Genomic DNA, 11330 nt, shown 5'->3' on the forward strand with positions numbered 1-11330 from the left:
CGCCTATACCATGCAGAACCACTGGGACGGCATTCTACGTTGGTTCGAGAGCCATCTGAGTAACGGCACTCTGGAAGGTTTCAACAGTCTGCTCCAGTCCGCCAAATCCAGGGCACGGGGCTATCGCACCCACAAGAATTTTATTAACATGGCTTACCTCGTACTGGGTAAGCTGGATCTCAAGCTACCCACTTAAAACAGCGAGGAACCATATTAGGATGGGAACCACAAGTAAAATTACAAGAAGGTCTGGAAAAAACCATCGATTATTTTCGAAAGCAAGTATCAGCTTCCGTCATGTAGTTCAAGTAACATTGTCAGGGATTAAATTAGCGTTTCATTAGTTTTTCAAACATGAGGATTTTCAAATGCCTTCTGCCATCATCACCGGCATCACCGGCCAAGACGGCGCCTACCTCACCCAACTCCTGCTGGAGAAGGGCTACACCGTCTATGGCACCTACCGCCGCACCAGTTCTGTAAGTTTCTGGCGTCTGGAAGAACTCGGTGTCGCCGATCATCCCAATCTCCATCTGGTTGAGTTTGACCTGACCGATCTGGGTTCCGCCATTCGCCTGATTGAAAGCAGTGGCGCGACTGAAGTCTATAACCTCGCTGCCCAAAGCTTCGTCGGCGTCAGCTTCGATCAGCCCAACACCACCGGCCAGATTACCGGCTTGGGGGCCTTGAACCTGCTCGAAGCCATTCGCATCGTCAACCCCAAAATCCGCTTCTATCAGGCCAGCACTTCCGAAATGTTCGGCAAGGTCCAGGCCATTCCCCAGGATGAAAGCACAAACTTCTATCCCCGCAGCCCTTACGGGGTGGCTAAACTCTATGCGCACTGGATGACCATCAACTACCGCGAAAGCTACGCCATCTTTGGCAGCAGCGGCATTCTGTTCAACCACGAGAGTCCCTTGCGTGGTCTGGAATTTGTTACCCGCAAAATCACCGACGGCATGGCCAAAATCAAACTCGGTAAACTCGATCAAATTCAGTTGGGCAATCTCGATGCCAAACGCGACTGGGGCTATGCCAAGGATTATGTGGAAGGCATGTGGCGCATGTTGCAGGCTGACACCCCGGATACCTTTGTACTGGCTACGGGTCGTACCGAATCCGTCCGGGATTTTGTGACTATGGCTGCCAAAGCCGCAGGCATCACCATGGAATGGCAGGGGCAGGGCGAAGCCGAATGCGGCAGAGACGCGGCCACCGGCAAAGTGATTGTCTCCGTCAATCCCAAGTTCTACCGTCCCGCTGAAGTGGAACTGCTGATTGGTAACCCCGCCAAGGCCAAGACTGAACTCGGTTGGGAAACCCCGACGACGCTGGAACAGCTTTGTGCCATGATGGTCGAAGCTGACTTGCAGAGGAACGGCTGAACAGCTTGCGGAGGCACAATTGACGCATCCTGAATCTAAGCCAACGCGCAGTGCTACAGGCCAGATTATTTTGGTCACTGGCCTGCGCGGTTTTACCGGCCAGTATCTGGCCAAGGCCCTGCGTGCGCGTGGCGCCCAGGTCATCGGACTGGTACAGGGTGACGCACAGAACGCAGACGAAATCAGTGCCGATCTGACCGATGGCGCTTCCGTACAGGCCGCTGTTGCCCAGGTCCAGCCCACCCATGTAGCCCATCTCGCCGGGCTGGCCTTTGTCGGTCATGGGGATGCCCAGGCTTTTTATAGCGTCAACCTTTTCGGCACCCTTCATCTGCTGGAAGCCTTGAGCACCCTCAAAACACCGCCGCGACGTATTCTGCTCGCCAGTTCCGCCAATGTGTATGGCACCCCCGCTGTGGAAGTCATCGACGAAAGCATATGTCCGGCTCCGGTCAATCACTATGCCTGTAGCAAGTTAGCCATGGAGCACATGGCCCATACCTGGTTGGATAAACTGCCCATTGTCATCACTCGGCCTTTTAACTACACCGGCGTCGGGCAGGATGACAAGTTTCTCATTCCTAAAATTGTCAGCCATTACCAACGCCGTGCGCCTTTCATTGAACTGGGCAATCTCGATGTCAGCCGGGATTTTTCCGATGTCCGCGATGTGGTGGACCGCTATGTGAAACTCCTGCTGGATGCCGAAGGCGTAGTCGGGCAAACCTTCAATGTCTGCTCCGGGCAAGCCCACTCCCTGCGCGAGATCATGGCCCTGACCGAACAACTCAGTGGTCACTCTCTGGACATCCGGGTGAACCCGGCATTTGTCCGCGCCAACGAAGTCCCCCGCCTGCTGGGTTCTGCGGCCAGAATGCAACAATACCTCGGCCCATTCTCCCCCATCCCCATGGAACAGACTTTGCGCTGGATGCTGGAGACTTGATGGCTGATCCCGACTTTTACCGCGCTTTTGAAGACCGGCACCGGGGTTCCCGAGCCCTCATCAAATCGCGGGTCAAAGTCTATCTGCCTTTCTTGTATCCACTGAAAGTCCTTTACCCCGATACCCCCGTACTGGATCTGGGCTGTGGGCGTGGGGAGTGGCTGGAACTGCTGGGCGAAGAAGGTGTTACCGCCCACGGTGTGGATCAGGATGCCGGTATGCTCTCGGCCTGCAAGGAACTGGGTCTGTCCGTAGAGCAGGGCGACGCGCTGGAAGCTTTGCGAAAGCTCCCTGACGCCAGTCAGATAGTGGTTTCCGGTTTCCATATTGCCGAGCATGTGCCTTTCCCGATCTTGCAGGAGATGGTCCGGGAAGCTCTGCGTGTGCTTAAACCAGCGGGCCTGCTGATACTGGAAACCCCCAATGCCGAGAATCTGGTCGTGGGTTCTTCCAGCTTTTATCTGGACCCCACCCATCAGCGGCCCCTGCCGCCTTTGCTGCTCTCATTTCTGACGGAATACACAGGCTTTTTGCGCAATAAAATATTGCGTTTGCAGGAATCTCCGGAGCTTGTCGAAGGGGATGCCCCCGTATCACTGATACAGGTGCTGGCCGGGGTAAGTCCCGACTATGCCGTGGTCGCGCAAAAAGCAGCCACAGCCAAAAAACTGAAAAGCTTTGATGCACCTTTTGACCAGCAGTATGGGTTGACGCTGGCAGACCTCGCCAGGCGTTATGAAGCCAGTCTGCGCGCAGAAATTATCCGTGAGCTGAAGCCCAAGCGTAGAAAACCCAAGGCACAAGCTGCCAGCGATGCCCAGGACGCGCCTAAAAAGTAGCGGGAATATCCTCCATGCGCCGGAAAGTGGCATTGAAGGGGTCCATATACTTGAGCAGGGTCAGCATGGAGCCGCGAAACTGGTATTGTTGGGTCAGAAAGGCTTTTTTGCTGCTCAGTTCTCTCTGGTCAATGCGCATCCAGGTTTCCTGGCTGGCATGCACGCGCAGTTGGGTTTTTTTCGGTAGGGTTTCTGAAATGTCTCGTGGTAACCCATTGACCAGCGTCAGGTAAATGTTGGGGTAGTCTTTGTCTAGTCAGCCGTATTCAATGCTGGCATTGAAGCCTTTCAGTGCCGCTGCCAATGCTTCATCTGCGCTGCAATGTGCGGCGTAGGCCTCCATCCAGGGAATACTCAGAAAGCGGTCCATAATTTTCCAATGATCATGATGTGCGCTGTTTGGAAGAGTACAAGCCGCTCTGCATAGCGTCAAAGCGCCTCCCTTGATGAGTACGGACAAGTGCCGTACAATAAAAACTAAGACATAAATCCATTCTACGGAGTCGCCCATGCTGAACACGCCTGAAACATCCGACAAGTCGCGCAATGCGCGCCTGGAGGCGCGCGTCTCCAGCGACCAGAAAGACTTTTTTCAGCGCGCTGCCAAGTTGACAGGGCGCACTTTAAGTGAACTAGTCATTGAGAGTACTCAGGAAGCGGCGAGCAGGATCGTGCAAGAGCACGAAGTCATCCGCTTGTCTCGCGAAGAGCAAATCACTTTTGTCAGTGCCTTGCTGGCACCGTCCGAGCCGGGCATGCGTATCCGTAAGGCCGTCCGGAGCTACCGACAAAAAACGGGGCTTTGATTGACGCTTTCTTTGGTCTCTGAAAACATCGCTCCGCTTAAAAAAACGCACGAGCGCAAGACGTTCGATTGCGGCAATGACCGGTTGAATGCTTATCTGCGCGAGCAGGCGCGGCAAGACGCCGAGAAGCGCGTCGCCGCACCTTTTGTATTTACTGAGGCAGACAGCCCTGTAGTGCTCGGCTTCTACACCCTGTCGTCATCCATCATCCCGGTGGCTGAGCTTCCGCCGGACCTGATGAAGCAGTTGCCGCGCTATGGACAATTGCCGGTCACGTTACTGGGCAGGTTGGCGGTGGACCACTCGGTCAGTGGTCAGGGGCTGGGTGAGTTCCTGCTGGTAGATGCCCTTCACCGCAGCCTGCAATCTGCGCAACAGATCGCGGCTATGGCGGTGATTGTGGAAGCCAAGGATCAGCGGGCCGAGAGCTTCTACCGGCATTTTGATTTTCAGCCTTTCCAGCTAACCCCGTTGCGTCTGTTCCTGCCCATGGGGCAGATCGCGAAATTGTTCGCATAGCGGCTTGCCCTTATAATGCCAACCAGATTCTGGTCATCTCAGGGAGATGATGATGAGTAATTATCCGTGAATGAAAACAGCCTGATTCTTTCTGGTATCAGCAAATCCTTCCCCATCCACCATGGTCGGGATATGCGCCTGATTCTGGATGATATTTCTTTGGAGATTCACCCCGGTGAACGCTGGGGTATTATGGGTCCAAACGGGGCGGGCAAATCCACCCTCATTCAGATTATCAGCGGTTCTTTGCGAGCCGATGCGGGAACCGTGCATCGCGGTATGACGGTTTCCTGGCCCCTGGCTTTTGGGGGTGCTTTTCAGGGAAGTTTAACGGGCCGTGATAATGCCCGTCTCATTGCCCGGGTTTATGGGGTCGATGTGAAAGAAACCGTGGCTCAGGTGGAAGATTTTGCCGAACTCGGCATTTATCTGGATGAGCCGGTGAAAAGCTATTCTTCAGGTATGAATTCGCGCCTGAGTTTCGCCATCAGTATGGCGGTGGATTTTGACTGTTATCTGGTGGATGAAGTCATTTCGGTGGGCGATGCGCGTTTCAACCGCCGCTGTGAGGATGAACTGAAACGGCGAGCCACCAAGGCGATGGTGTTGGTATCTCATCATTCTGATCTGATTCTGGGTAATTGTGATCATGCGGCTATTCTCGAAAACGGGCGTTTGCGGGTCATTGAGGATATCAATGAAGCCGTGCATTACTATACGAATATGTGAGCATGCTTCCGGACAGTAATGCCGATTGGCAGCATATTGCGCGCGAACGGCCTTACTTTGGGGTGTTGAGTGAATCGGCTTATGCGGAGCCCGAGCTTTCCGATGCGCAGCTTGCGCATTTTTTGGATTCCGGTCAGCGTTACGTCAATATGGTGTTGGACCAATGCACGCGCTTTTTTGGTGCCAACTGGCAGACGGGTAGTGCGCTGGATTTTGGCTGCGGGGTAGGGCGGCTGTCCTTGCCTTTGGCGCGGCGCTTTGGGCAGGTGACGGGGCTGGATGTGGCTCCGGCGATGCTCAGCGAGGCCCGGCGCCTTGCCCAACTGGCCAACCTGCATAATGTGCAATGGCTATTGGCCGATGAGCAGCTTTCGGGAATTGCCGGCGCACAGTTTGACTTTATGCTTTCTTTTATTGTGTTTCAGCATATTCCTGAAGCACGCGGACAACGCCTCTTGCAGCAGTTATTGACCCATCTGGCACCGGGCGGAATGGCGGTTTTTCATTTCAAATACGCACAAGTCATGCCTCGACATCCGTGGTTCACTTTCTTGAGCCACCATATACCGGGTGGCCGTTTGCTGGTCAATGCCCTGCGAGGGAAACCACTGAAAGAACCGCATATGCAGATGAATGCCTACAACCTGAACCGTCTGGTCCAGTCTTTTCAGGAAGCCGGGATTCAGGAAATCCATACCCGTCTGGAAGATCATGGTGGTCATTGGGGTGTGGAAATGTATGTACGGCGGGGGCTTAGGCTATGACCTCTGCCAAAAACTCCAGTAAGGAAGGATGGTGGCAGCGTTGGCGCGGGGGGGCTGATCCCGCAGAGGATGCAGCGCTGGCGAATCTGGATGACCTGGGATTTTTGACAGCGGTTTACCGGAAATATCTGGGGCGGGAAAGCGACCCTTCGGGGCGGGAACATTATCTGCCACGGGTTAAGACGCCGGGTGGGCGTCGGCAGGTGATCCGCGTCCTTCAAGGTTCGGAAGAGGCGCGTTTGTATCAAGAGCGACAGATGCGAATCGCTCTGCTGACACAGTGGGAAAACCATGAGCAACGGCCCCCCCTGCCCCGGCTGGGAGTGGGTGCTGCAGGGGATATGCCCCGAATGGCTCTGTTGGGTACCTGTCTTCTGGAGGGCTTGCTTCAGACCGCATTGGCGCGGGACTGGCCCGTAAAGCATTTTCTGATGGATTCTGGCCCCCATGATTTGGTACCGCAGTTTTCTGCGGAGGATTTTGACGGAGTGCTGGTACAACTGACCCTGCGTTCTTTGCTGAGCATGGTGGCGGAAAACGGCGATGGGGATCTGTTTCATCTGCGCCCTGATGTGGATTGGTCCGATTTGCGGGAACGGGCTGGTCAGCAACTGCAAACCCAGGTGCAGCGCATACTGGCGGCTTTACCCGATGGGCTTCCTGTGTTTTTCCTGGGTTTTCTGGAGCCCATGCCCCGGATCAACGGACTGCTGGGGCGTAATCGTCAGAATAGCTTGTATGCATTGATTCGCCACCTGAATGACGCATTGGAAGAGGCTCTGGCGGTGCAGCACCGTGCTTTTTATCTGGAACTGAACGATTTGCGCCTGCATTACGGCGATAGCACGGCCTATGATGGCTATGTTTCCCATTTTACCCATGGAGGCATGCGCAGTAGTCGGCAAGGGGATCTGATCCATCTGGGGATTCTGGAAAAAGTACAGGCCGCTTTGCAGATTTTACTGGGTGATCAGCAGGTCAAACTGATTATTACCGATCTGGATAATACCCTCTGGAAAGGCGTGTTGGCGGAGCTGGATGAGATTATCCCGCTGGAGGTCACCGAAGGTTGGCCCCTGGGTTATGCCGAGGCCCTGCTGGCCTGCAAGGCACGCGGAATTTTGCTGGCTATTTGCAGCAAGAACGATGATATCCGCACCCGCGAAAATTTTGCCAAGGTCTGGGGGAGCCGCATGCGTCTGGAGGATTTTTGCGCGGTACACATCAGTTGGCAACCCAAGTCTCAGGCCATTGCGCAGATTTTGGCAGAAACCAACCTGTTACCCGAGCATGTGCTGTTTATTGATGATAATCCTCTGGAAATTGCCGAAGTCATCCATGCTTACCCGCAGATGCGCACCCTCAGCGGTGACCCGGAGCAATGGCGTCATCTGCTGCTCTATGCTGTGGAAACGCAGGTCGCCCATGTGTCGGCAGAGTCTGCCCGGCGCACCGAACTGGTTCAGGCCAAAAAACAGCGGGATGCAGCGGCTGAGAATATGGATAGGGCGGCCTGGCTGGAGTCCTTGCAGCTCACCCTGCAGGTGGAGACTATGACCGGTAGTACGCATCCCCGCTATGCACGTGCGCTGGAGCTACTCAATAAAACCAATCAGTTCAATACCACTGGCCGGCGCTGGAGCGATGCAGAACTGCAAAACTGGCTGGCGGCGGGGGGTGTTTTGCTCGCCGTTTCGGCGCAAGACCGTTTTGCACCCCATGGGCTGATTGCCCTGGCTTTGTTGCAGGACAACGCCATCATGCAGATGGTACTGTCTTGCCGGGTATTTGGCCTGGGCATTGAAACTGCCCTCCTGGCCGAAGCAGTGCGCCAGATACAGGCCGGTGGGCATGATGAACTTCTCGGTCATTTTACTGCCACTGGCCGCAATGATGCCTGCCGGGATTTCTGGCCTGAGCAGGGTCTGGTCTGGGACGCGGAGCTGAATCTATGGCGTGGAAGCGTTGCGCCTGAATGGCCAAGCTGGATTCGGTAATGACAAGGTCAACTTTATTATCATAAACAGGAAGTTGAATTTTATGGAGCATAAACCAAATAACCTCCGCATTCTCATGGAAATGCGCCCCGCCCTGGATGGCTTTTACGGGATTCCCCAGGAAACCCGCCTGCTTTACGGGGTGTTGGCTCGTTTGCCCGATGTGGAATTGTCGGGCTTGCTGCAGATGTCCAAACGCAGCGTGCGCGGTGGTGTTTATGGGCATAAGTCCCTCAGTGAGGCCGAGCGGGTGCATCGTTTTGCGCGGGTGGTGGTGGCCCTGAAAGGCCGCACTGCTGTGGACTGGAAAGGGGATGTCGCCGAATGGCTGGAAAATCTTATCCAAAGCTGGCGCCTGCGCGGGAAAGCCTGGATGGGGATGGGGGCAATTCCACTGGGGCATTTTGAGACCCGCTATTTTCGGGACTACGTTTGGCAGGAATTATATGGGCGTAGTTTGCCTGCGGCTGATCGGGAGGCGGTGCTGCGCGGGGATTATCGGGTTTGTGCTTACCCTTGGCGCAGCATGCATTTGGTGGGTATTGAACGCGCCCAGCTTTCTTTGGCGTCCCGCTATCCGCGTCTGAATACTCAAGGGGTGGATGTGCTGATTGCTCAGACGCCTTTCCCGGCGCGGGTGAGTAAGGGCACGGCGCTGCTGGTGCATTATCATGATGCCATTCCGGTGTTGATGCCCCACACGATTTCGGACCGGGCTTTTCATCAGGCCAGCCATTTTCAGGCGATGGCTGCCAATGTGCGGGCGGGTGCGCATTTTGCCTGTGTATCGGACGCAACCCGCCGGGATTTGCTGAATCTGTTTCCGGAAGCCGAGCCTTTGGCCCACACGATTCATAACATGTTGCCCAGCCATTATTTTCCGGCAGAACCCGAGCCAGAGCGGATTCCCGGTATTGTCCGCCGCCATTTGCATGGTGAATTTGAGGGAAAAATCAAAGGCAAACAAGAAAAATACAAGGTCTATAAATTATCCCGGATATTTGGCAACGAAGAAGAAAAAACCCGTTTTTATGCCCGGGCATTGGGGCCTGATAGCCGTTTTGTATTGATGGTTTCTACCGTGGAGCCGCGAAAAAATCACAGTCGCCTGCTGGAAGCCTGGGAAGCCTTGCGCAGCACGATGGACCCGGACCTGAAGCTGATAATTGTCGGGCATATCGGCTGGGATTATCAGACCGCGCTGGAGGGGTTTTTGCCATGGATAGAGCAGGGCAGTCTGTTTTTGCTCCATAGTGTGCCTGCCGAAGCCCTGCGCTTGTTATTCCGGCAGGCCGTGGTGACGGTGTGCCCCAGCGTGGGCGAAGGTTTTGATTTTTCAGGGGTGGAAGCCATGCGCTGCGGAGGCGTGGTAGCGGCTTCGGATATTCCGGTGCATCGCGAAGTGTATGGCGAAGCCGCCCACTACTTTGACCCTTACGATACCGGCAGCCTGGTGCAGGTGCTGCGGCAGATGATTTATCTCCCGGATGCCGCCGAAACCCGGGAGTCTTTGCGCACCGCCGGTGCCACCCAAAGTGCCCGCTACCTCCCCGAAAAAATCCTGCCCCAATGGCAGGATCTGCTTTGGCGGATCGTGCGGTGAGGGCTACGGCGAAAGCGTCACTTAGAGATGTTGCGCCTAATGGCGATCTCTCGGGAATGGTTGTGTGGCGCGTACCTGCGCCACCTTGTTAAGGTAAAACTTTGGGCGATACCCAGGACGTGCCTAATATAAGTAGCGGGAATATTACCCATACGCCGGACAGTGGCGTGGACAAATCTTCTCCAAGATGTTGTAGGTAGTGTTCCATATCATCGCTTGTATCTTCCGCTATGAACAATGATGCAATAAAGCTGGCATCCAAATACACCATTGTTTTCAGGTTTATTGTACCGCCTCCCATGGATTGATGACGTTCAGCCCGGCAGCCTCAAAAGGGGTGGTGTCACGGGTGGCGACGGCAAAGCCGTTGGCAAGGGCGACGGCGGCAATGAAGGCATCGGCCGTTTCGACCGCTAAACCGGCAGCGCGGGACTTGGCCAGCAGCTCGGCATAGGCTTTCGTGCAAGCCATATCGAACGACAGCACCCGATTGGCGAACATCGGCAGCAGGCGTTTTTCCAGGTTCTCATGCAGGCTGATCCGGCGCTTTCCGACCGGCATCAGCGCGACACCCGCACGCAGCTCGGCTACCGTGATCGCGGACAGGTAGAGCGTTTCCAGCGCTTGCGCGTCGAGCCAGTCAAGGACACGCGCTTGAGGCTCCTGGCGCTGTGTTTCCGAAATCACGTTCGTATCGAGCAGGATCATTCGAAGCGCGCTGCACGGGCTGGGGACTGGATGCGCGCGTTCTCGAAGAGGGCGACTTCTTCATCCGTCAGACCACCCGCCTCGTGAGCCATAGAGGCCAGAAACGAGCCAAGTTTCACGCGCCCCTCCGGCTTGGCTGCCCGCTCCAGAATGTCACGGATTTCCGCCTCGGTGCTGCGGCCATGATGGGCGGCTTGGATGCGGATAGCCCGATGCACCTCATCGGGCAGATTTCTTACGTTCACGTTGGCCATTTGATATATCTCCATTAAAGTCTATCAATGCACCCATTTTATAGATATGACATCAAGGCGCAAGCTGCCAGCGATGCCCGGGACGCGCCTAAAAAGTAGCAGGAGTATCACTTATACGCCGGAAAGTGGCCCGCCGCTTGGACAAGGCCTTGGCTTGAAGTTTTTGAATCGCTGACCTATGGTGACCACCGGTGACTACTTTTATGTCAAGAGGGCTTCATCATGTTGACGATCAATCTCAAAGACGCCAAGGCCAAATTTTCCAGCATGGTAAATGAAGCCATGAATGGCGAGGTGGTCACCATTACCCGACACGGTAAACCGGTTGCCGCATTGGTCTCCGTGGATGTTGCAGAAGCGATTCGTCAGTCAATGCAATCAAAACCGCCTGGGCTTGTGCACTACCTCAAAACTTTTCCGGGTGATTCGCCCATTGGGCGCAACCCGCAGCCGTCACGCCCCGTAGAGTTGTGATGGGTTTTTTGCTCGACACGGATGTTATTTCCATGCTCTCGCCGGGTGTTTTTAGACAGCAAAGGCGCCACAGCGAAAGCGGCTGATCTCAGAATATGGCTTTTGGGCTTGATGGCGAATTATGGGGATAAAATCCTCGGGTTGGATGCCAATGGCGCTGTATTGTCCGGCCGGCTGGGAGCTATAGTCAAATCTGGTGTATGAGCATTTTCTGACATAGATCAGGCGGCGGTCTGTTGATCATCCGGCAGGGTTAGGTTAGCCGGTATGCCATCGATAAATTTCACCCCGGATGATCAACAG

The 11330-nt window shown here is 55.0% G+C and carries 15 protein-coding genes; 11 read left to right on the forward strand and 4 right to left on the reverse strand.

Annotation, left to right across the window (positions count from 1 at the left end; translation table 11 throughout):
* From H7F08_RS14010 to H7F08_RS14025, 4 genes are all read left to right on the forward strand, one after another.
* The coding region (locus H7F08_RS14010; RefSeq protein ID WP_193640053.1) for a transposase at positions 1-196 on the forward strand (196 nt) is incomplete at its 5' end.
* A 172-nt stretch (positions 197-368) separates the two neighbouring features.
* The gene (gmd, locus tag H7F08_RS14015; protein ID WP_193640865.1) at positions 369-1388 is read left to right on the forward strand and encodes a GDP-mannose 4,6-dehydratase; all 1020 of its coding nucleotides are present in this window, start codon (positions 369-371) and stop codon (positions 1386-1388) included.
* A gap of 19 nt (positions 1389-1407) precedes the next feature.
* Positions 1408-2334, forward strand: a complete 927-nt coding sequence (locus H7F08_RS14020) for a GDP-mannose 4,6-dehydratase (RefSeq protein ID WP_193640866.1) — start codon at positions 1408-1410, stop codon at positions 2332-2334.
* Complete coding sequence (locus tag H7F08_RS14025) at positions 2334-3173, forward strand: class I SAM-dependent methyltransferase (RefSeq protein ID WP_193640867.1); 840 nt, start codon at positions 2334-2336, stop codon at positions 3171-3173. Before H7F08_RS14020 ends, H7F08_RS14025 begins: the two co-directional genes overlap by 1 nt.
* On the opposite strand, the gene H7F08_RS14030 is transcribed toward H7F08_RS14025, so the two are convergent.
* Together H7F08_RS14030 and H7F08_RS14035 are read right to left on the reverse strand one after the other, a co-directional pair.
* The gene (locus tag H7F08_RS14030) at positions 3163-3312 is read right to left on the reverse strand and encodes a hypothetical protein (protein ID WP_193640868.1); all 150 of its coding nucleotides are present in this window, start codon (positions 3310-3312) and stop codon (positions 3163-3165) included. The genes H7F08_RS14025 and H7F08_RS14030 overlap by 11 nt on opposite strands.
* Positions 3313-3429: 117 nt before the next feature.
* The gene (locus H7F08_RS14035) at positions 3430-3684 is read right to left on the reverse strand and encodes a hypothetical protein (RefSeq protein ID WP_193640869.1); all 255 of its coding nucleotides are present in this window, start codon (positions 3682-3684) and stop codon (positions 3430-3432) included.
* Between H7F08_RS14035 and H7F08_RS14040 the strand changes: the two genes are divergently transcribed.
* From H7F08_RS14040 to H7F08_RS14065, 6 genes are all read left to right on the forward strand, one after another.
* Entirely contained in the window at positions 3683-3979 is a 297-nt protein-coding gene (locus tag H7F08_RS14040; protein ID WP_010638488.1) for a DUF1778 domain-containing protein, read from the forward strand. The two genes, H7F08_RS14035 and H7F08_RS14040, sit on opposite strands and share 2 nt — an antisense overlap.
* Positions 3980-4498 (forward strand): GNAT family N-acetyltransferase, encoded by a 519-nt coding sequence (locus H7F08_RS14045; protein WP_193640870.1) that lies wholly within the window; start codon positions 3980-3982, stop codon positions 4496-4498.
* A 66-nt stretch (positions 4499-4564) separates the two neighbouring features.
* Entirely contained in the window at positions 4565-5227 is a 663-nt protein-coding gene (locus tag H7F08_RS14050; protein ID WP_319803978.1) for an ABC transporter ATP-binding protein, read from the forward strand.
* Positions 5228-5229: 2 nt separating this feature from the next.
* Positions 5230-5991 (forward strand): class I SAM-dependent methyltransferase, encoded by a 762-nt coding sequence (locus tag H7F08_RS14055; RefSeq protein ID WP_193640871.1) that lies wholly within the window; start codon positions 5230-5232, stop codon positions 5989-5991.
* Positions 5988-7988 (forward strand): HAD-IIIC family phosphatase, encoded by a 2001-nt coding sequence (locus tag H7F08_RS14060; protein WP_193640872.1) that lies wholly within the window; start codon positions 5988-5990, stop codon positions 7986-7988. The genes H7F08_RS14055 and H7F08_RS14060 overlap by 4 nt, the downstream gene beginning before the upstream one ends.
* A 43-nt stretch (positions 7989-8031) precedes the next feature.
* Positions 8032-9591, forward strand: a complete 1560-nt coding sequence (locus H7F08_RS14065; RefSeq protein ID WP_193640873.1) for a glycosyltransferase family 4 protein — start codon at positions 8032-8034, stop codon at positions 9589-9591.
* A 282-nt stretch (positions 9592-9873) separates the two neighbouring features.
* Here the strand turns inward: H7F08_RS14065 and H7F08_RS14070 are convergent, their stop codons facing one another.
* Positions 9874-10299, reverse strand: a complete 426-nt coding sequence (locus H7F08_RS14070) for a type II toxin-antitoxin system VapC family toxin (protein WP_193640874.1) — start codon at positions 10297-10299, stop codon at positions 9874-9876.
* On the reverse strand, positions 10296-10568 hold the full coding sequence (locus tag H7F08_RS14075) for a FitA-like ribbon-helix-helix domain-containing protein (protein ID WP_226826000.1): 273 nt from the start codon (positions 10566-10568) through the stop codon (positions 10296-10298). Before H7F08_RS14075 ends, H7F08_RS14070 begins: the two co-directional genes overlap by 4 nt.
* A gap of 207 nt (positions 10569-10775) precedes the next feature.
* Between H7F08_RS14075 and H7F08_RS14080 the strand changes: the two genes are divergently transcribed.
* Positions 10776-11027, forward strand: a complete 252-nt coding sequence (locus H7F08_RS14080) for a type II toxin-antitoxin system Phd/YefM family antitoxin (RefSeq protein ID WP_193640875.1) — start codon at positions 10776-10778, stop codon at positions 11025-11027.
* Positions 11028-11330: the final 303 nt, after the last annotated feature.

Origin of the sequence: Acidithiobacillus sp. HP-11, assembly GCF_015100075.1 — a bacterium.
GTDB classification, from domain to species: Bacteria; Pseudomonadota; Gammaproteobacteria; order Acidithiobacillales; family Acidithiobacillaceae; genus Acidithiobacillus; species Acidithiobacillus thiooxidans.